Raw genomic sequence first — 21,524 nt, 5'->3', positions numbered from 1 at the left:
TTTCAACCAACTAACCAATAACAGTGATGAAACTATTCAGGGAGATCTTCGGTCGGATATGGGCGTTATGGGCAATTATCAGTTTTGCCATTACCATGGTGATTTTCCTGGTGCCTGTGCTGGTGTTCTGTTATACCATCCCTGAGCCAAGGCGCACGCATCGGTTCATTGCCATGGCAAGGGGTTGGATGGCTGTTTATTTAAGGATGATCGGTTGTCCGTTAAAGGTGAATGGGAAGGAACATTTCGCGCCTGGACAGAACTATATCGTGATCTGTAACCACAATGCCCTGATGGATGTGCCGGTTTCTTCACCTGCCATTCCTGCAGGCAATAAGACCATAGCAAAAATAGAAATGGCGAAGATCCCTGTATTCGGGTTGATCTATAAATTGGGCAGTGTATTGGTGGACCGGAAGAATGATGCCAGCAGGAAGGAAAGTTACAACAAGATGAAGAAGGTGCTGGACATGGGACTGCATATGTGTATCTATCCAGAAGGGACGCGGAACAGGACCGGCGAGCCATTAAAGCCCTTTCATGACGGTGCTTTCAAACTGGCCATGGATACAGGTAAGGCGATCATTCCGGGGGTGATCTTTCATACCCGTATCGTGAATCCAGCCCATAAAGCATTCTATCTTATGCCGCATCCATTGCGGATCGACTTCCTTGAGCCTATTGAAGTCCGTCCGGGGGATACAGTGGAAAGCCTGAAGACACGCGCCTTTGAAGTCATGAAAGGCCATTACCAGCGGGGGTAAAAGCAATAAATATTTAGTATTGTTTTTTTCGATCAGTTGCTCTACCAGGCTGGCAGATTTCCCTTTAAGCTCAGAGTTTCCAATCAACCGGGTCGATGCCATTTTTCACCAGGTATTCGTTGGCCCTTGAAAAATGACGGCAACCGAAAAAGCCTTTATCCGCACTGAAGGGAGAGGGGTGGGCTGCCTTCAGCACCAGGTGTTTGGTTTCGTCGATCAGTGCCTGTTTTTCCTGTGCAAACCTTCCCCAAAGCATGAAGACGACATTGGATTTATTATCGCTGATGGTGCGGATCACGGCATCGGTAAAATCAATCCAGCCGATCTTGGCATGACTGGCCGGTTCGTTGGCACGAACGGTCAATACAGCGTTCAACAATAAGACTCCATGTTCGGTCCATTTTTCCAGGTTCCCGCTGGGCGGGATGGGTACACCGAGGTCCTTATGCAATTCCTTGTAAATATTCTGCAGGGAGGGTGGGGTAGCCACGCCATCCGGAACGGAGAAACTGAGGCCCATGGCCTGTCCCGGCCCATGGTAGGGGTCCTGGCCAAGGATCACCACTTTCACTTTCTCGAAAGGCGTTTTGTCAAACGCATGGAAAATAAGGGAGCCAGGCGGATAGATCACCTTGCCGGCCATTCGCTCCGTTTTGAGGTGGGTCACGATCTGTTGGAAATAGGGTTTGGTAAACTCCTGTTTCAATACCTTTTTCCAGCTTTCTTCAATTTTTACATCCATGGTTCAGCATATTGTTCTTTTCACCGTTTCTAGCCAAGGCAAATCACACACCGCGTTAAACAGTCCCTAATATACAGAGAAGGAAAGGAATGCGGGAGCTGTGATAGTTGCTTTTGGGGAAAGGGGGGAAGAAGGGCAAGAAAAAAGGGAACCTTTGGGCTCCCTTCCTGGTGATCCGGACAGGACTCAAACCTGTGACCTACTGCTTAGAAGGCAGTTGCTCTATTCAGCTGAGCTACCGGACCTTGGGGCGCAAATATACGCCAAACCCGTTTCCGGCCAAAATCAGGAAGAAAATTTGGCCGGTAGGAAAGGGATCACTTAAATTTGTATAAGTACTTATACAATTTAAAAACGATCGCTTGTCATTCTACGCCAACCTTGGGGTGCTGGTCTTTGGCAGTCGCCTGCGGCGCCTGAGCGAAGCATTCCTTTCTGACCTCAATAAATGCTACCGTTCCAGGGGCATCCACTTCGACGCCACTTGGTTTCCTATTTTCTATATTCTTTCCCAACAGGAAACGGCATCCATCAGGGATATCGCCGACCAGCTGGAAGTTTCCCATTCGGCCGCCAGCCAATTGGTGAGTAACCTCCAGGAGAAGGGCTTATTGAAGACAACCGTTGACAAACAGGATGCAAGGAAAAAGGTGGTGACCCTTTCCGCAAAAGGGCAGAAACTATTACAGCAGGTTGAGCCGGTCTGGAAGGCGCTGCAACAGGCCATGGAATCCCTATTGGCAGAAGGGGAGAACAGCAGCAAGATGCTGGCAGCCATCGCCGATACTGAGCAGCAAATGCAGGAAAGATCATTATTTGAACGAATGGAAAAACACCTGAAATGAATAAGGTATTTCAATATGGCATTGACCACCTGAGCCTGGAGAAGGTCCTCCTGATCAGGGATGGTGCATTGAAAGCAGAACTTGGCCCGGAATCGATCGCCAGGATTAAGAAGAGTGAAGCGGCGGTAGCCACCATTGTGGAAGAGAACCGGACCGTATATGGGGTGAATACAGGCTTTGGCATCCTGGCCAATACCTCCATATCGGAGGAGGATACGCGTACCCTGCAATACAAGATTTTGCAGAGCCATAGTGTTGGGGTGGGTGATCCGGTGCCTGCCGATATTTCCCGCCTCATGCTGATCACGAAAGTTCATGCATTGGCACAGGGGTATTCAGGCGTGCAGCTGACCACTTTGGAAAGGTTATGCTGGCACATAGAGGAGAATATCCTTCCGGTGGTGCCCGAGAAAGGCAGTGTTGGCGCCAGTGGTGACCTTGCGCCCTTATCCCATCTCTGCCTGCCCTTGATCGGTCTTGGTGAAGTATGGCACAAGGGGGCGAGAAGGCCAACGGCTGAAGTACTGCAGGAGTTCGGCATGCAACCGGTGCAATTGGGTCCGAAGGAAGGGTTGGCCCTGATCAACGGCACCCAGTTCATACTGGCCCATTCCATTAAGGCGGTGGAGCGTTTGCACAATTGCCTCGAAGCCGCTGACATTATCGGGGCCATGAGCCTCGAAGCACTTACCGGTACCAAGGCCCCATTCGAGGAAAGGTTACATGCTCTCCGGCCCTATGCCGGTAATAAACTGGTGGCGCAACGACTCATGCAATTGCTGGACCAATCGGAGATCATGCAAAGCCATGTGGATTGCGGAAGGGTACAGGATCCTTATTCCTTAAGATGCATGCCACAGGTGCACGGTGCTTCCCGTAATGCCTGGCTGCACCTGAAGGAACTGACCGAGATCGAACTGAATGCCGTTACGGACAACCCGATCGTTTTTGACGCCCACCATACCATCAGTGGCGGGAACTTTCATGGCCAGCCACTCGCACTGCCATTGGACTATTGCTGTGTAGCAGCGGCGGAGATCGGCAACATATCAGACCGCAGGTGTTACCTCCTGCTGGAAGGCAAGTGGGGGCTTCCCATGTTGCTGATGAGCAAGGTGGGATTGAACAGCGGGTTCATGATCCCCCAGTATACAACGGCAGCCCTGGTAACCGAGAACAAGACCCTTTGCTTCCCTGCCAGTGCCGACAGTATCCCCACCTCATTGGGACAGGAAGACCATGTGAGCATGGGCAGCATCAGCGGAAGGAAACTGAACAGGGTGATCGATAACCTGGAATTTATCCTCGCCATTGAGCTGATGTGTGCCTGCCAGGCCATCGAATTCAGGCGGCCCCTGAAAAGCAGCGCCCTGCTGGAATTTGCGCATGACCATGTACGTGAGTATGTGGGCTTTGCGGATGAGGACAGGATATTCGCCGATGATGTGGTGAAGATCAAGGCCATCATCAGTGATTTTTCCTTCGTGAAGCAACTGAATGCCTTCGCGGCAGTGAAAGGGATCAGCCTGAACAAGGGATTTGAGACCTACGGGGCCTAAATGACAACATCGCTAATTACCAAAAGAATCTTGATATGAGTACCGCAACCTACCATCGTTATGACGTCAATAAATACAAGACCCCAACCGGTACCAACCTCAGTTGCAAGGGGTGGATACAGGAAGCTGCCTTGCGCATGTTACTGAACAACCTCGACCCTGAAGTGGCAGAACGGCCTGATGACCTGATCGTTTATGGCGGCAGGGGAAAGGCTGCCCGCAATTTTGAATCGCTCGACCTCATCATCAAGGCGCTGAAGGACCTGGAGCAGGATGAGACCCTGCTGGTACAGAGTGGAAAGCCGGTAGGCATATTGCGCACCCATCCGGATGCGCCGCGGGTCCTGATCTCGAATTCGCAGCTGGTTCCTAAATGGGCCACCTGGGAGCATTTTGAGGAATTGGAAAAGAAGGGACTGATGATGTATGGACAGATGACGGCGGGTTCCTGGATCTATATCGGGTCACAGGGGATCGTTCAGGGAACCTATGAGACCTATGCCGCAGCGGCAGACAAGCATTTTGGGGGAACCTTGAAAGGTACACTCAATGTTACTGCCGGCCTGGGTGGAATGGGTGGAGCACAGCCCCTGGCCATTACCATGAATGAAGGGGTGGCCCTGATCGCTGAAGTAGAGGAATGGAGGATCGACAAGAGATTGGAAACCCGCTACCTTGACCTGAAGCTGACAGACCTTGATGAGGCCATCGACAGGGCATTGACTGCAAAGGCGAATGGCGAAGCCCTTAGTATTGGTGTATTGTGCAATGCGGTAACCCTTTTGGAAAGACTGGTGGAAAGGAAGATCGTACCCGATACCCTCACCGACCAGACCTCTGCGCATGATCCCCTGATCGGTTATGTGCCGCATACCCTGACCGTAGAGCAGGCCAATGTGTTGCGCCAACAGGACCCGGCCAGGTATATCGAACTGAGCTACGATAGCATGTATATTCATGTTGGACTGATGCTGGAACTGCAGAAAATGGGTGCCATAACCTTCGATTATGGCAATAATATCAGGGCCCGGGCCAAGGAACGAGGATTGGAAAATGCCTTTGATTTCCCCGGCTTCGTACCTGCCTATATCAGGCCCTTGTTCTGTGAGGGCAAAGGGCCTTTCCGATGGGCTGCCCTAAGTGGTGATCCCAATGATATCGCGGTGACGGATGAAGTGATCGCGAATCTCTTCCCGGAAAACAAGAGCCTTCAACGCTGGTTGAAACTGGCGAAGGAAAGGATCGCCTTCCAGGGTTTACCAGCCAGGATCTGCTGGCTGGGCCAGGGTGAAAGGGAGAAGGCAGGCCTGGCATTCAATGAACTGGTAAGGACCGGTAAGGTAAAGGCCCCGATCGTGATCGGCCGCGACCATCTCGATACAGGATCGGTAGCCAGTCCCAACCGGGAAACCGAGGCCATGCTGGATGGTAGTGATGCAGTGGCCGACTGGCCCTTGTTGAATGCCCTGGTGAACACTGCGGGCGGTGCCTCCTGGGTCAGCCTGCATCATGGTGGAGGGGTAGGAATGGGCTATAGTATCCATGCTGGTATGGTGATCGTTGCGGATGGCACTGAAGCGGCAGCTGCGAGGCTGGCCAGGGTGCTGCGCAATGATCCGGGCATGGGGGTGATCAGGCATGCTGATGCAGGGTACGATATAGCAAAAGATACCGCGAGGAAGCATGGGTTGGACCTTAGCGAAAGGCTGGAAGGATAACAACTTTTGTTAATTGATACAGGAATTATGCGGTTTCATGACAAGTTGATGACTTGATGGGTAGGTTTGCTGCTATTTTTATTCATAAAAAAATTGCCATGCGTTCAAGCCTTATACTTTTCATCATGGTGCTGTTTTCAGTCGCCACAAAAGCACAGGAATGCGATTGCCTGGTGGAGTTTCGTTTTGTAAAGTCCCACATGGAGAAAAACCATCCCGGCTTTAATAGTGATATCAAAAGTCCTGAGGATAAAACCTACAGGAAGTTTGTGCGGTCACTTGAAAAATCCATCAACAAGGATAAGCAGTCGAAATATTGCCGTGCCTATATCCTGAAGTACATCAATTATTTGAAAGACCACCATAGCAATTATTATGCTTCTTCCAGGAATGTAGTGGAGAATAACCCGGATTCCCTGAAGGCTTTCCTGGCATCCCCGGTTTTTACCGGGACCGAGAAGGCAGAGGTAGATTCCGCAGCGGTGATGAAATACCTGAAGTCCCTGAAACAACCGGGCATTGAGGGCATCTACACCAGCTCCGATGGGACCTATACGGTTGCCCTGTTGAAGAATAAGAAATCCCACCGGGACTATTATGGACTGATCCTGGCTTCTAAAACACCATTATGGGTGAAGGGGCAGGTAAAATTGGAACTCAAGGAAAATGGGGGCAACAGCCTGGATGCCTATATATTCATGCGCAACCATAGCCTCAATTTTGAGCCATGGAAATTGCGAAATGGCCAGCTGCTGAATTCCGGATGGAAAAAGGTATATCCTGCTGCCGCTGAACTTGCCATTGACCAGAGCATCAATAATGATGGGATCATCAGCTTTAAAGTATTGGATGACTCAACCAGTATGATCAGTATCCGGTCATTCGGTGGACAGTTTAGTGCCCAATTGGATTCTGCCTATAAAAAGATCATTCCTGAGATCAGCAAGTACCCCAACCTGATCATTGATGTGCGGAACAATGGCGGGGGTAGTGACGCCAATTACAGGTCATTAATGCCCTTGCTCTACACAGATACCATCTTCTATGACTTCGTAGAGATGTTCGTGACTGCTGAAAATAAAAAAGCGTATGAGGATATCCGTGATGTGGCCAAAAAGGATACGGTAAACTGGGGAAGGGATGGATGGAGGAACTGGCAGTACCGGATCACGCAAATGGATGGCAAGCCTTTTGGTAGTTATGTAGCGATCAGTAACCCGGGAGCTTACCGGACCTTCCAACCCATTAAGGGTAACCCGGTGAAGGTGGCCATTCTCTACAATAATAAGACAGCCTCTTCTGCCGAACAGTTGATCATTGATGCCGGCTACAGCAAGAAGACCATCCTGGTAGGGGAGAATTCCGGCGGTTACATTGCCTATGGTAATGTGATGGATATACAAACTCCCTGTGGCAATTTGCTGAACTGGACCACCACCCGCAAGAACAAGGACAGGAAATATGAATTTGTAGGGATCACCCCCCATTACAAGGTTCCGGATAATGAAACCAATTGGGTGGAGTATACGAGAAAGCTGTTACAGTCTAAATAGGCCCTGGCTATTAAATTAGCCGTTGGTGTTTTGCCTGACAGCCTTCATTCTCCCTACATTTGTTGCCAACAATAGGAAACCATGATTGCATCGATCAACGAATTCCAGAAAGTATTTTTTATTGGGGTGGCAGGAACCGGGATGAGTGCGCTGGCACAATACCTCAAGGGTATCGGCAAGGAAGTGAATGGCAGTGATCGCTATTTTCAGCCGGGTGTTTTCAATGATACAAAGACGAAACTGGAGGCCGAAGGTATAGGTTGTTTCCTTCAGGACGGCTCGGGGATTACCCCGGATACCGACCTGGTAGTAGTGTCAACAGCTGTTGAGGAAACTGTTCCGGAAGTCCAGAAAAGCAGGTCCCTGAATATACCGATCATACGCCGCAGTGAGTTGTTGGCATTGATCGCAGCCAGCAAGAAAACCATTGCCGTTGGCGGTACTTCGGGTAAGTCTACCACCAGTGCCATGTTGTTTGATATCCTTCAACATGCCGGCCTTGAGCCCAGTATCATCAGCGGGGCCGGGCTGGTAAGTATCATCAGGGAAGGTAAGATCGGCAATGCCAAAGTTGGCAATGGGGACTGGCTGGTGATCGAGGCAGATGAAAGTGACGGATCCATCGTGCAATACCATCCGGAGATCGGGTTATTGCTGAATGTGGATAAAGACCATAAGGAAATTGAGGTGTTAATGGATGTGTTTGGGCAGTTTCGGGAGAACAGTTCACGTTTCGTGGTGAACAGGACTCATCCTTTGGCTGCAAAGCTTTCCACGGATATGGCTAATGATTTTTCCACAGATGAAAACAGTCCTGCTGCCTATGTGGCCAGGGATTTCAGGCAGGATGGATTGTCCATCAGCTTTACCATTAACCATGTTCCCTTCACCATGCAGGTGGTAGGGAAACACAATATGGAGAATGCCCTTGCCGCTGCAACAGTTGCTTCCTTACTGGGCATCGACCTGGCCATCAGCGCAGCGGCCCTTGAACTATACACAGGCATTTATCGTCGTCACCAGGTGATGGGAAAGAAGGAAGGGGTATGGCTGATCGATGATTATGCCCATAACCCGGCCAAATGTGCCGCCAGCATCCAGGCTTGCCAGCCTATTGCCCCCAAGGTGATCGCCTGGTTCCAGCCTCACGGTTATGGACCAACGAGGTTTTTGCGCCATGATTTTGTAGAGGAGATCGGCAGGGTGCTAAGGCCAGAGGATGAGATCTGGATGAGTGAGATCTTTTACGCCGGGGGAACGGCAACCAAGGATATATCCGCCAATGACCTGATCAATGATCTCCGCGAACAAGGCAAGCCAGCCTATTTTGTAGAGGACCGAAAGGACCTGCTGGCTGTCCTGCGTCCGCATTTTACTGACAATTGCGTTTTATTGTTGATGGGCGCCAGGGACCCGTCACTGGAACAGTTCGCTGCTACTGTTTGGCAAGACCTTTAATACTTGAACATGATCACGCTACTCTATAATATCAGTAACCTTGCCGGCATTGGCTCACCCTTGTCGCCATTAAAAGGAGGGGAGCTGGCACGTCTTGACAATATCAGGAACGCCTGGCTGGCCATTGAGGAAGGAAGGATCCTTGCTTTTGGCGAAATGAGCCAGTTGGACCGGAATGCTTTGGGAGAGGTGAAAGAAGTCCTGGATGTGGAAGGTGGAATGGTTTTACCTGCATGGTGCGACAGCCATACGCATATGGTTTTTGCCGCTACCAGGGAATTGGAATTCATCGATAAGATCCGTGGGCTCAGCTATGCTGAAATTGCTGCAAAGGGAGGGGGAATCCTCCATTCAGCGAGGCGGCTCAATGAGGCCAGTGAGGAGGATCTGTACCAACTGGCCTGGGGCCGTTTACAGCAAGCCATGAAATTGGGAACGGGTGCATTGGAGATAAAAAGCGGGTATGGGTTAACGGTAGAAGGAGAACTGAAGATGCTGAGGGTGATCAGGAGATTGAAGGAGAAAGCCCCCATACCCATCAAGGCCACCTTCCTTGGGGCACATGCCTATCCGCCACCTTTCAAGGATGACCACGAGGGATATATCCGGCTGATCGAAGCCGAAATGCTGCCCAGGATCGCTGCTGATGAATTGGCAGACTACATAGATGTTTTTTGTGAAGATGGTTTCTTTTCACCGGAGGAAACAGAACGCATTTGCCGGGCAGGAATCCGCTTTGGCCTGAAACCTAAGATCCATGCCAACCAATTGAACCTATCTGGCGGAACGCAGGTGGGAGTGAAGACCCAGGCGGTATCGGTTGACCACCTGGAAACCATGGATGAAGCGGCTATCCAGGCATTGGCTGCTTCCCCAACCATTGGCACCATGTTGCCAACTGCAGCTTTTTTCTTGCGGATGGCCTATCCGCCGGCCAGGAGGATGATCGAAGCAGGCGCGGCCATGGCCCTCGCTTCAGATTATAATCCCGGTTCGTCACCCAGTTTCAATATGAACCTGGTGGTGGCCATGGCCTGTATCCAGATGAAGATGCTGCCGGAAGAGGCCATTAATGCTGCCACCATCAATGGGGCATTTGCCATGGAATCAGCGAAGGAAGTAGGCAGTATTGCCATTGGTAAAAGGGCTAACCTGATCATCACCCAACCCATGGAACACCTGGCCTTATTGCCCTATAGTTTTGGCAGTAACCTGATCAGTAAGGTGCTTATTAACGGACAGGTAGTGTAAAATGAATGTTCATGTGGCATTTTCATTTATCTTAATAGGATAAACAATTGCTTTGCCATGCAGCATTTTAAGTTCTACAACAAGCAAGATATCCTGTACCTTACAAGGATCCGCCGTTTTGAAACCAAGTTGGGCGAAAGGATACATGTCCTGACCGACAAGGAACAGTTTGAAGAGAAACTTCACAAGAGCCCCTGTCAATACGTATTGTTCGGCATCCCTGAAGATATTGGTGTGAAGGCCAACTATGGCAAAGGCGGCGCTGATTCAGCCTGGATCCCTTTCCTTTCCGCATTCCTGAATATCCAGAGCAATGATTTCCTGAGTGGCGAAGAGATCCTGCTTTTGGGACATTTTGATTTCGGTGACTTGCAGTACCTGATCGAGAACCATGCCCATGGTGAGGAAGAAAAGATCGATGCCTATCGTCATGCGGTGGTACAGATCGATGAGGAAGTGGAAAACCTGGCAAAGCATATCTCAGCAGCAGGCAAGATCCCGATCGCCATAGGTGGGGGACACAATAATGCCTACCCCCTGATCAAAGGTTCAGCCAAGGGTCTCCTTAAGGCAGGCAGGATACCATTGGCCCAGATCAATGTGGTGAACCTGGATGCCCATACCGATTTCAGGCCTACAGAAGGCCGGCACAGTGGGAATGGTTTCCGGTATGCCGAAGAGGATGGTTACCTCCAGAAATACTGTGTGGTGGGGGTGCAGGAGAATTACCTGCAGCAGAATGTATGGCTCGACTTTGTCAATAATCCCTTCCTCGATATGATCACCTTCGAGGATATTTTCCTTCACGAAAAGCGCAATTTCATCCAGGCTGTGGCACATGCCTGCAATTTCATAGAAGATAATTTCCGAGGTATTGAGCTGGACATTGATGTGATAGCCAATACCCTTAGCAGTGCGGTAAGTCCGGTTGGGATCACAGCTACCCAGGCAAGGCAGTACATCAATTTTGCCGCTGCTGACAAGCATATCGCTTACCTGCATATTTGCGAGGGGGCAACCCAACTGAGTGATGGTCGCAAGAACGAGGAAATGGGTAAGTTGATCTCTTTCCTGGTCAGCGATTTTGTTAAATCGCGTATTGATCTCCGTTAGAACATTTTCCTGGTGAAGCGGTAACCGAGGTTTACATAGTTTTTCAGCAGCTTACTGTTATTGCTGTACATGAAGCTGAATTCCAGCGGGCCAATGGGTGAATCAACACCCAGGGTAAAGGTTGTACCGGTTACCCATGCATTGGTTTCTGAATTGAAGGTTTCCCTGAGGAAGGAATGGTACATCAGGTTGAACCCAGCAGCGGCATACAAGCTGCTGCTGAACTGGTATCGCCAGTTGATGCCCCCTTTTACCAGGCTGTTGGCCCTCAGCATGGCATCCTGCAAGCCACCAAAACTCACCTGGTTGCGCATCATGGGCTGCATACCACCGATCAGGAAATCATGGAATAAAAACTGGGAGGTATTGAAGTTCATATTGGCTTCCGACTGAAGGGTAATGAAATGCTTTCTCCTGATGGGAAAGACCTTTTCGATCATGAACTTTACCCTTGCAAATGCCCCGAAATCAATCCCCAGTGAATCAAGGTCTGCAACAGGTACCGCATTCGATTTGACCATTGCATCCGGGTTTTGGCTGTAAATGATGGAGGGCTCCAGCAACAGGTAGGTGCCTTTCCTGGGCAAGAACAACCTGTCGTGTGAATTGTATTCATAGCGCACGTAGTTTTCGAGATAGGTATTCTTTCCATCAATATCGATCTGGGAAACAGTGAGGGGCCTGAGTGAAACCCTTTCCCAGTGCATACCCAGGGCTAAGCTTTGCTTGCGTTTAAAGGCCAATTGAAGCCTGGTATCAAAATAGCTGCTATACTCACGGTAAACGCCAACCGAACGGTAGTTGGCAAAATTGGTGAATTCCTGGCGCTCCAGGTAGTATTCACTTACCCATGATAAGGGGAATTTTTTACTGCCAAAGACCTGGGTATGTTCCAATCGAACCCTTGGGTTTTCTGACAAGCCAACGGACACACTGCTCCTGCTGTTCTTTCCCAATGCATCCCTGAAGCTGAGGTTGCCAATCAGCATGATATTGCTGAATGTTGTGTAATTGATCGCCAGCTTGGCCGTTATCTCGGCGTTTTCCTCCACATTCAATTTCATATCTGCTACACCGGGCGCTACAGGAACGAGTTCATAATACAAGCGACTGAAATACCGGGTACCATAGGCCTGGCGGATAGCTTCTTCCAACTGCTGTACATTATAAGTGCCGCCCTCCTTGAGTCCCAGCATCCTGTTCAGGAATGCCTTGCTGACATAGCGCAAACTATCGCTAATGATATGGCGGATCTTAACGGTGGATGGCGGGAAGGTATAGGCTTCCTTTTCCTGTTTCCCATAAATAGCGTTCAATGAATCTGCCATCCGCTTGAAATGGGGATAGTATTGTTTTCCCATCTCCAGCCCGATTTTTATGATGGAGTCGCTCATGTTGAAACTGGCGGAAGAGTATTCATCAACCGGGTGGGGGATATAGATATCACATAGGTCCACTTCCTTCTTACTCAGTTCCGCTTCCTTATAGAAGGCGATCTGCATGAGGATCTGGATCGGCGAGTTGAGCTTATCGGCTGACAGCAATCCGGAACTAACGCTGCTACCTATGGTAATGTCTGAACCCATTTTCCTGACATCACTGACCGGGAAATTCCTGATCAGGCCACCATCCACAAGTTTCTGGCCATCGATAGTAACTGCAGTAAATACCGATGGTATGGCCATGCTGGATCGAACAGCCGATATAATATCTCCTTTGTCCAATACCACTGCTTCGCCTGTGGCAAGGTCTGTGGCAATACACTTGAATGGCCGGTAGAATTTATTGAAATCATGGATGCCGTGGGCAGGAAAGAACAATTCCTCAAACTTCAGCCAAAGTTCCTCCGACTCCAGCAGTCCGGATGGCAGGCTGAACCTTCCCCTTTGCAACGGTAATTCAACGGCGTACCTTCCATACTCCGGTTTTTCCTCCATGATAAAATCATTCAGGGAAGAACGGTTGCTTAACAATGTAAACCAGTCCATATTCCTGGCAATCTGTAAAATGCTGTCACCGGAATAACCAATAGCATACAAACTGCCAACGATGGCCCCCATGGAGGTTCCCGTTACATAATCTATTTGGAGTCCGGCAGAATCAATGGCTTTCAGGATGCCTATATGAGCAAGCCCTTTGGCACCTCCACCACTGAGCGTCAGACCAATCTTAGGGCGCTGGCTTTTTTGGGCCTGGATAAGGGTAGGGGGAAGGACCAGGATTATCAGGAGCAATAGGCGATACATCAACAAAAAAAGATTTATCGGGAAAGATAAATCTTTTTTCAAATGTGTAGCTAACTATGTCGAATGATTACAGGCCGGATTCCATTTCCATGATCTTTTCGAAAATGGTTTCATATTCAGCATTGAGTTTATTCAGTTCTTCGGTGGCTTGCTTGTAAGCTGACTCGGTTTCGGAGAACTTCTTACTGTCCGAATAGGTATCAGGTGCGGCCAGAGCCAGTTCCAGTTCTGTCTTCTTTTCCTTAACTTTTGCGATCCTGTCCTCCAGGTTATTGAACTGTTTTTGCAGTCGCTGCAATTCTTTGCGCAACTCCTTGTTGATGGGTTGGTTGGGAACAGCTTTCTCCGGTGCAGGAGCGATCACTACTTCTTGCTTTACCTGTACCGGTGCGGCAGCTTTCTTCTCTGCTTCTGCTGCCTGCTTCGCCATCCTTTCTTTCCAGTCCATCCATTCCTGGTAGGTTCCCTTGAACTCCTTGATCTGGTGGTCTACGATCTCCCAGATCTTGTTGGCTGTATTAGAGATGAAATAACGGTCGTGGCTGACCAGGATGAAGGTGCCTTCGTATTTATTGAGTGCTTCGATCAACAGTTCCACTGAATGGATATCCAGGTGGTTGGTCGGTTCATCCAGCAGCAGGAAATTGGCCTTGCTCACAATGGTCTTGGCCAATGCAACCCTTGCTTTTTCACCTCCGCTCAACACCTTGATCTTTTTGTCCGTATCATCACCGCTGAACAGGAAGCAGCCCAATAGTGTTCTAAGTTCCTGTTCCGTTTTCTGGCTGCCGCAGGACTTCATCTCTTCCAGCAGGGTATTGTTCAGGTCTAGGGCTTCCAGTTGGTGCTGTGCATAAAAGCTTTCTTCCACGTTATGCCCCCATTTCCTTTCACCGTCAAATTGCTCCGTTCCGGCAATGATCCTGAGCAGGGTGGATTTACCCTTCCCATTGGCACCGATCAGGGCGATCTTGTCACCACGGTCGATCTCTCCATTCGTATGGCTAACAATCAGGTTTTTCCCAAATGACTTGGTGATATCCTTTAATTCAACGAGCACCTTACCCGGCGTTTTGTCCACCCGGAAATTGATCTTGATATTAGGCCTTTCCAGTTCAACATCTTCAATGCGATCGATCTTTTCCAGCCGCTTTAAGGCACTTTGCGCCTGGGCTGCCTTCGATGCCTTGGCCTTGAAACGTTCAATGAATCGTTCCTGCTGGCGGATATATTCCTGCTGGTTCTCAAAGGCCCTTTGCTGCATCTCGATCCTCAGGGCCTTTTCCGTTTCATAGAAATCGTAGTTGCCATTATAGATGTGCAACTGGCGCTGGTACAACTCCACGATCTTGGTGACCATTCGGTTCAGGAAAAATTTATCGTGGCTCACGATCACCACTGCACCCTTATAATGCTGCAGGTATTTTTCCAGCCATTCAATGGATGGAAGGTCGAGGTGGTTGGTCGGTTCATCCAGCAACAATAGGTCGGGTGCTGCAAGGATCATCTTGGCCAGCAATACCCTCATGCGCCAGCCACCACTGAATTCCCGGTAGGGGCGTTGAAGGTCTTCCTGGGTAAAGCCCAGTCCATGCAGCACCTCTTCTGTCCGGTGGTGGATATTGTAACCGTCAAGGGTTTCCAGTTCATGCAGTTTATCGGTATAGGCGATAAGGGTCTTTTCGTCACCGGTCCTTTCCAGTTCCTTTCCCAGTTCCTCAATTTCCTTTTCCAGCTGCTGCACCCTTTCAAATGCACTCAGCGCCACTTCCAGGATGGAATTATTGGTATCAAAGCTCAGCAGGTCCTGGTGCAGGTAGCCAATGGTGGTGCCCTTACTCCGCTCTACCGTTCCCTTGGAGGGCAGGTAGTCGCCCACCATCACCTTAAGCAGGGTGGATTTTCCCGTTCCGTTATAGCCAATAAGGCCGATCCTTTCATTGGGTTGAATATGCCAGGTGGCGTCTTCCACAATGACGCGTGCACCAAACTCGAATGTGATATTGTTGAATCCTACTAACATGCGGCGCAAAGGTAGTTGAAATCGGGGACGCCTTAATCCTGTACTTTTGGAAAAAATTCCCGCTATGAAAAAGATCCTTTCGGCAATGGTGGCCCTGGCCTTCTTCGTTGCCTGTAATAGTTCCGATGCTCCGGCTGAAAACAAAGCCGAAGCGCCTGCCGAGAAAGCCAAATCTGCGCATTCCGAGGCCTTCAATGCCGGATTTGCTGACCTGCTGAATGCCTATTATGGCCTGAAAGACGCGCTGGTGGCCAGTGATACGGCAAGGGCCAATGCTGCCGTTGTATTCATTGAAAGGTCCATTGATACGGTAAAGCTGGATGAACTGGAGGCAGAAGTAAAGACCACTGCTGCCAGTTTCCTGGGTACCATCAAAGGAAATGCAGCCTCCCTGGCTGCCGCTAAGGACATTGAAGCGAAACGCAAGGAGTTCCAACTGATCTCTGATGCCATGTATGACCTGGTAAGGACCGTTCGCTATGATGGCCAGAAAGTTTACCAGCAGTATTGCCCCATGGCATTCGATAATACCGGTGCTGCCTGGCTGAGCAAGAGTGATGAGATCCTGAATCCCTATTTCGGCGATAAAATGCTGCATTGTGGTGAGGTGAGGGATTCCCTGGCCTTCTAAAAGTCGAATACATTTGATTATGGGCAACGGCTGAACCATGCCGTTGCCTCTTTGTTGATAGTCCTGTCATGATGATCAATGCCTCCTTACCTATGCTAAAGATGATGATCCCGCGTAGCTGGTTTAGAATGCTCTGCCTTACCTTATTGCAGCTTGGTGCCCTGACCTATATTGCTGCCGCACAGGGTAAGTTCACCCTTAGTGGCTATGTGAAGGATTCCCTCTCCGGGGAAACCCTGATAGGGGCTTCTGTGGCCATTAATGGCAGGGGGAAGGGGGTTACCACCAATGCCTATGGGTATTTCTCCATCACCCTGAGCGAAGGTTCCTATGAGGTTACCTGTTCCTATACCGGCTATGAATCAAGGAAACAAACGGTACTGCTTAACCGTGACCAGTCCCTTAACCTTTTCCTGAGCCCACGTATAACCACCAATGCCGAAGTGGTCGTCTATGCTAAAAGGCGGGATGGTAATGTGAAGAACGCCCAGATGGGAAAGATAGACCTGTCCATGAACCAGGTTAAATCCCTGCCGGTCTTGTTTGGGGAAGTGGATGTGCTGAAGACCCTCCAACTTTTACCTGGGGTGCGCAATGCGGGGGAGGGTAATGCCGGATTCTATGTCAGGGGAGGTGGGCCTGACCAGAACCTGATCATGCTGGATGATGCGGTGGTGTACAACACCGGGCACCTATTCGGCTTCTTTTCGGTCTTCAATTCAGATGCCATCAAGAATACTTCACTTATCAAAGGGGGAATGCCTGCGCAATATGGCGGCCGCTTGTCTAGCGTGATCGATATTGCCATGAAGGATGGGAACATGAACAAAATGGAAATGGAAGGAGGGATCGGACTCATCTCTTCCCGCTTCTCTATCCAGGGGCCCATCAAAAAGGAGAAAGCTTCATTTATCGTTTCTGCCAGGCGCACTTATATAGATGCCCTGGTGAAGCCATTCGTGCCTTCAACCAGTGCCTTCTATGGGTCAGGCTACTATTTCTATGACCTGAACACCAAAGTGAATTACCGGTTTTCGGATAAGGACAGGCTTTACTTGAGTGGTTATTTCGGGAGGGATGTGTTTGATTTCCGGAACAACCAGCGCTCCTTTGGGGCCAATATACCCTGGGGAAATGCCACCGCTACCGTAAGGTGGAACCATGTCTTCCATCGTAAGCTCTTTTCCAATACAACCCTTGTTTTCAACAATTACAATTTTGCCTTCAATGGCACCCAGAATAACCTCAGCTTCAATGTCAGCTCCGGCATCAGGGACCTTACGGCAAAGTTCGATATGGATTATTATCCCTCACCACAGCATAAGCTGAAGTGGGGGGCAATGGTCACGCATCATACCTTCAAGCCCAACCTGGTTTCCGGAAGGTCGGATACCATTTCCTTCGAACCCAACAATGCCCAGAGGAAATTCGCAACAGAATCGGGCATCTATGTGCAGGATGACTGGGAGGTCAGCGATAAGCTGCAAGTGAATGCCGGCCTGCGTTTTAGCACTTTCACGCAAATTGGCCCCTATACCAGTTTTGTAACAGATGCCGATGGGAATAAGCTGGATAGCACCAGCTATGGAGGCACAGAGCAGGTGAAGACCTATGGAGGATTGGAGCCCAGGCTGACAGTACGCTACTCCTTGAATGACGCGAGTTCCATCAAGGCTTCCGTAACCAGGAATTTACAGTATATCCACCTGGTGAGCAATGCCGGTTCCACCCTGCCAACCGACCTATGGGTGCCCAGTACCCTGAGGGTGCGCCCTCAATTGAGCTGGCAGTACGCTTTGGGATATTTCCGGAATTTCAAGGACAACGAGTGGGAGACCTCTGTAGAGTTGTATTACAAGACCATGGAAAACCAGATCGAATACAGGGAAGGATACACTCCCTCTTTAAAGGACCCAGAAGAAGAATTTGTATTTGGGGACGGCTGGAGTTATGGATCGGAGTTCTTCGTGAGGCGCAACAGGGGTAGGCTGACCGGCTGGATCGGTTATACCCTGAGCTGGACCTGGCGCAAGTTTCCCGGCCTTAATGCAGGGGAGAAGTATCCTGCACGTTACGACAGGAGACATGACCTTTCCGTAGTGGCCACCTATGAATTGAACCGGAAATGGAAGCTTGGCGGTGTATTTGTTTATGGTACTGGGAATGCTACTACATTACCGGAACGCTTTTATATCATCGGGGGCGTACTAACGCAGGAGTATAGCCGAATCAACCAGTACCGTTTACCAGCATACCACCGAATGGACCTTTCCGCGACCTATACACCCATTCCCAGGAAAGAGCGCCGCATGAAGAGCAGCTGGGTGTTCAGCATCTACAATGTGTACAGCCGCTTGAATCCTTATTTCATTTACTATGACCAGGAAGGAAGTCCTTATGACGGCAGCCTGAAGGTTTCGGCCAAACAGGTATCCTTGTTCCCGATCATTCCTTCTGTTACCTGGAATTTTAAATTCTGATCTTTCAATTATTAAGCGGTTCATTCTATGCCCGCTTGAGCCAGCGCCAGCTTTGAAATGGATAATTGATTTTTATACCTCAGCAGGGTCTCCCGCAGGGGACCCTGATGAATAGTAGGAAGAAAATTCATCAAGAACTTTTGAAGAATACCACTATGAAGTGAAAAGATTTGACACTCCCGTCACCTCCATTGTGTCTTATGACCAACGGTTAGTTGGAAGATGAGCTTAGCTGTTGGATGCATACCTATTTCGCCTTGTATACATCGGGGTCCCCTGCGGGAGACCCCGCTGAGGTTAAAAATTTTCTCCCATTGCGATACTTCTCGAAGAAATCTCTATATTGTTGATTGAGCATCGAGTTCCTCTTCGAGATATCCCGATGAGGTAGAAAGGGTGACAGTGATAATAACTGCTGACACAAAGATGCTTGCAGAAACAACTGAACAGAAAGAATAGTGCATGAAAATTACAGGAACTCGTTCCTATATTTTAGTGGAATATGATTATCGGACAGTAAAAATATCAGGGGAGTTGACTCTAGCCCCTGCATTTTACGCGTATGTCGATTCAATTTACCAATGGGAACCGCCTTATGAAAAGAATACAATATCTGAAGAGGAGAAGCAGGAGTTAATTAAAAAGGTGATGGAGTCTAACAACCCCGATTTCCCGATTATTTTCGAATTATAAAGTTTATGAATGGATTGAAAATGATTTTTTTTCTTCACCTCATCAGGGTCTCCCGCAGGGGACCCTGATGAATAGTAGGGAGAAAATTCATCGGGAACTTTTGAAGAATACCACTACGAAGTGAAAAGATTTAACACCCCCGTCGCCCCCGTTGTGTCTTATGACCAACGGGTAGTTGGAAGAGGAGCTTAGCTGTTGGATGCATACCTATTTCGCCTTTTATACATCGGGGTCCCCTGCGGGAGACCCCGCTGGGGTTAAAATAGATGTGGGTAGACCATAGCCCCTTCGGGAGGCCCCGATGGGGTAGAATTGTTGATATTAAAGATCAGGGGTTATCTATTTGGGATAATACCTGAACCTGACCACCGCATTCTTTTTATCTGAGGCCGATAATCGCAGTTCATGCCTTCTCCTGCCAGCCGTGACTACCATCAATGCGGTATTGGGTGGGATGGAACCCAGGTTATCGGCATACATCATTAGCTCATAATCCATGTCCGGGAAGGCTTTCAGGGTAAGCGTCAAAGGCTTGTCGGTAAGCCGTTGCTTATACAACAGTAATTTATTGTTCAGGAAGATGGTCACGGTATCATTATCAATTTCCGCATTATCATACAGGTCGATCCTGATATTGGAGGTGTCCAGTTGGATGGTGGTCACCACTTCCTTCTCCCTCGATTCGATCTTCAGGTTCTGTTGCAATTTGGCCAGCGCCTCTGGTTGGTCAATATCCACGGGGAAGGCGGAATTGGCTTCCCGGTAAAGGGTTATCTTTCCCGGGGGACAGGCCTTGTGGCTTTCGGATTCGTATCCCTTCCAGGTTCCGGTCAGTTGTTCCCGCCCGTTTTGTTTCGAATATACAAGGTCGTAAGTCTTGGTGCAGGGCACACAATCAACCGGGATATTCACTTCCATTACCCGGTCTTCGATGATCACCAGCCTTCCGGTCTGTGCATTGAAACGGCCGTTGAAATGGTGCTTGACAAAGCGATTCCGGTCATAGAAATCAAAGGATCTTCCTTCCATTGAATTGTTGGTGAAGGCAACCTGGAACTCCAGGTTATACACGGGAAAGCAGCCTCCGGCTTCCTGGGTAAGGGTGCCCCGCCAAATACCGGATAGGTCTTGCGCTAAGCCCATGGAGCCGGTCAGGATTGCTACTAAAAAGAGAATGGTCCGCATGAAATGAAATATCCTTCAAGATAAATCATGCGGACCATTACCCGATAAAAATTAGGTTGAATGGTTGGAGCTGCCCCAATTACCTGGGCTTTTCATATTTGAACACCACCACGGCATTCTTTTGTTCAGTGGAAGTGATCCTGGCTTCGTATTGCTTGTCACCGGCCTTCACTACCATCAAAGAGGTATTGGGCGGGATCTCGCCAAGGTTTTCAGCCACCATTACCAGTTCCTGGTAATCGTTTTCTTCGTCCAGGGTTAATTGCACGGTAATGGGGGAAAGGGATAACATCCTTTTTGAGACGACCAGTTTATTATTCAGGTAAACAGAAACGGTATCCTTGTCGATGGTGCCATTGTCATAAAGGCTTACCGTGATCTCCCTGCTGCTGACAGAGAAGGTCTTTACTACTTCATTCTGGCGGTTACGGATATCCGGAGGTGGCGGGACAGAGATGGCCGGTTTTTTGATCTCCGACTTTACCGCATCGTTCAACTTGGCCTGTGGGGCAGGCTTGGGCGATGGCGGCGGAGCGGGTTCACTAATGGTCGGTTGTTTAGGTTTATTAACAGAAGCTGTTGGCGGGTTGGTGTTTTTGGTGGTACCTGATTTGGCAGTAGCTGGTTTGGGGTCAGCCGGTTTAGGGACAGGATTGGTAGTTACCGGAGCTTTTGGTTTGGCTGCTGCTACAGGAGCTTTCTTCTTTTCCTTTTCCCTCGCCACCAGGAAGGGCTCTTTGTAGAAATCAGACTGGTCCACCTTTCTCAGGAATACCGTGCCCCTGCCACAATCTGTTGAGTCGGCAGTGTTCATGCTGACATAGGTCCCCTCCAGGAATTCCTCATTGCCATTCCTGCTGTATTGCAGGAAACAGGTCATGATACAGGCATCACTTCCCCTGCTCATCCTTACCTCCACGATCTTGATCTCATCGAGCAACACCTTTTGGGTTTTCGGATTTACGGTACCTTTCGCAGTGGCCTTGCCATAGAATTCCGTTGTTTTATAGGAATAGGTCACCCCTTTGAATTCCTTGCCACGCTGGTCAACCTGCACTTCAAATTTGTAGCGGTCCTCCACATTCATCATTTGCAACATCCGGTTATGGGAACGGAAATGCCCCCTCCAGATCCCCGTAAGATCCTGGGCAGCCCCCATAAGGGCAGGTAACAAAAGACAGATAACCAGACTAAACCTCATGCATTCTATTTACCGGGTCAAAATAAAGAAAACTCCTGCTCAATTTCCTCCCGCTCAACCCA

16 protein-coding genes and 1 tRNA gene are annotated in these 21,524 nt (G+C 49.4%); 11 read left to right on the top strand and 6 right to left on the bottom strand.

Annotated elements, in window-relative coordinates:
* Positions 1-26: 26 nt before the first annotated feature.
* The gene (locus tag KJS94_RS05545; RefSeq protein ID WP_214446633.1) at positions 27-764 is read left to right on the top strand and encodes a lysophospholipid acyltransferase family protein; all 738 of its coding nucleotides are present in this window, start codon (positions 27-29) and stop codon (positions 762-764) included.
* Between the two features lie 70 nt (positions 765-834).
* Here the strand turns inward: KJS94_RS05545 and ung are convergent, their stop codons facing one another.
* Together ung and KJS94_RS05535 are read right to left on the bottom strand one after the other, a co-directional pair.
* Entirely contained in the window at positions 835-1,506 is a 672-nt protein-coding gene (gene ung / locus KJS94_RS05540; RefSeq protein ID WP_214446321.1) for a uracil-DNA glycosylase, read from the bottom strand.
* Between the two features lie 168 nt (positions 1,507-1,674).
* A tRNA-Arg gene (locus KJS94_RS05535) sits at positions 1,675-1,751 on the bottom strand.
* Positions 1,752-1,868: 117 nt separating this feature from the next.
* Here KJS94_RS05535 and KJS94_RS05530 point away from each other — a divergent pair.
* The 7 genes from KJS94_RS05530 to KJS94_RS05500 all read left to right on the top strand — a co-directional run bounded on the left by KJS94_RS05530 (position 1,869) and on the right by KJS94_RS05500 (position 11,003).
* Positions 1,869-2,351 carry a MarR family winged helix-turn-helix transcriptional regulator gene (locus KJS94_RS05530; protein WP_214446320.1) on the top strand — a complete coding sequence of 161 codons (483 nt, stop codon included), beginning with the start codon at positions 1,869-1,871 and terminating at the stop codon, positions 2,349-2,351.
* Positions 2,348-3,910 (top strand): histidine ammonia-lyase, encoded by a 1,563-nt coding sequence (hutH, locus tag KJS94_RS05525; protein ID WP_214446319.1) that lies wholly within the window; start codon positions 2,348-2,350, stop codon positions 3,908-3,910. The genes KJS94_RS05530 and hutH overlap by 4 nt, the downstream gene beginning before the upstream one ends.
* Before the next feature lie 35 nt (positions 3,911-3,945).
* Positions 3,946-5,628 (top strand): urocanate hydratase, encoded by a 1,683-nt coding sequence (gene hutU, locus KJS94_RS05520; protein ID WP_214446318.1) that lies wholly within the window; start codon positions 3,946-3,948, stop codon positions 5,626-5,628.
* A 98-nt stretch (positions 5,629-5,726) separates the two neighbouring features.
* A complete protein-coding gene (locus KJS94_RS05515; RefSeq protein WP_214446317.1) occupies positions 5,727-7,181 on the top strand; it encodes a S41 family peptidase in 1,455 nt (484 codons plus the stop codon).
* Positions 7,182-7,262: 81 nt separating this feature from the next.
* On the top strand, positions 7,263-8,639 hold the full coding sequence (locus KJS94_RS05510; RefSeq protein ID WP_214446316.1) for a UDP-N-acetylmuramate--L-alanine ligase: 1,377 nt from the start codon (positions 7,263-7,265) through the stop codon (positions 8,637-8,639).
* Positions 8,640-8,648: 9 nt separating this feature from the next.
* On the top strand, positions 8,649-9,890 hold the full coding sequence (gene hutI / locus KJS94_RS05505; protein ID WP_214446315.1) for an imidazolonepropionase: 1,242 nt from the start codon (positions 8,649-8,651) through the stop codon (positions 9,888-9,890).
* Between the two features lie 57 nt (positions 9,891-9,947).
* On the top strand, positions 9,948-11,003 hold the full coding sequence (locus KJS94_RS05500) for a formimidoylglutamase (protein ID WP_214446314.1): 1,056 nt from the start codon (positions 9,948-9,950) through the stop codon (positions 11,001-11,003).
* Here KJS94_RS05500 and KJS94_RS05495 read toward each other — a convergent pair.
* Positions 11,000-13,249: a patatin-like phospholipase family protein gene (locus KJS94_RS05495; RefSeq protein WP_214446313.1), complete on the bottom strand. Its 2,250-nt coding sequence runs from the start codon at positions 13,247-13,249 to the stop codon at positions 11,000-11,002. The two genes, KJS94_RS05500 and KJS94_RS05495, sit on opposite strands and share 4 nt — an antisense overlap.
* A gap of 67 nt (positions 13,250-13,316) precedes the next feature.
* Complete coding sequence (locus KJS94_RS05490; RefSeq protein ID WP_214446312.1) at positions 13,317-15,272, bottom strand: ABC-F family ATP-binding cassette domain-containing protein; 1,956 nt, start codon at positions 15,270-15,272, stop codon at positions 13,317-13,319.
* Between the two features lie 64 nt (positions 15,273-15,336).
* On the opposite strand from KJS94_RS05490, the gene KJS94_RS05485 reads away from it, so the two are divergent.
* From KJS94_RS05485 to KJS94_RS05475, 3 genes are all read left to right on the top strand, one after another.
* Positions 15,337-15,903 (top strand): DUF3347 domain-containing protein, encoded by a 567-nt coding sequence (locus tag KJS94_RS05485; RefSeq protein WP_214446311.1) that lies wholly within the window; start codon positions 15,337-15,339, stop codon positions 15,901-15,903.
* 92 nt (positions 15,904-15,995) lie between these two features.
* Positions 15,996-18,383, top strand: coding sequence for a TonB-dependent receptor (locus KJS94_RS05480; protein WP_239804302.1), 2,388 nt, complete (start codon positions 15,996-15,998; stop codon positions 18,381-18,383).
* Between the two features lie 462 nt (positions 18,384-18,845).
* Entirely contained in the window at positions 18,846-19,076 is a 231-nt protein-coding gene (locus KJS94_RS05475) for an Imm74 family immunity protein (protein ID WP_214446310.1), read from the top strand.
* A gap of 339 nt (positions 19,077-19,415) precedes the next feature.
* On the opposite strand, the gene KJS94_RS05470 is transcribed toward KJS94_RS05475, so the two are convergent.
* Together KJS94_RS05470 and KJS94_RS05465 are read right to left on the bottom strand one after the other, a co-directional pair.
* Positions 19,416-20,261 (bottom strand): hypothetical protein, encoded by an 846-nt coding sequence (locus KJS94_RS05470; protein WP_214446309.1) that lies wholly within the window; start codon positions 20,259-20,261, stop codon positions 19,416-19,418.
* A gap of 79 nt (positions 20,262-20,340) precedes the next feature.
* Complete coding sequence (locus KJS94_RS05465) at positions 20,341-21,462, bottom strand: hypothetical protein (protein WP_214446308.1); 1,122 nt, start codon at positions 21,460-21,462, stop codon at positions 20,341-20,343.
* Between the last annotated feature and the right edge of the window lie 62 nt (positions 21,463-21,524).

Origin of the sequence: Flavihumibacter rivuli, assembly GCF_018595685.2 — a bacterium.
Lineage (GTDB): Bacteria > Bacteroidota > Bacteroidia > Chitinophagales > Chitinophagaceae > Flavihumibacter > Flavihumibacter rivuli.
The sequence above is the reverse complement of the archived record's forward strand: the minus strand, read 5'-3'. Positions and strand labels throughout refer to the sequence as shown.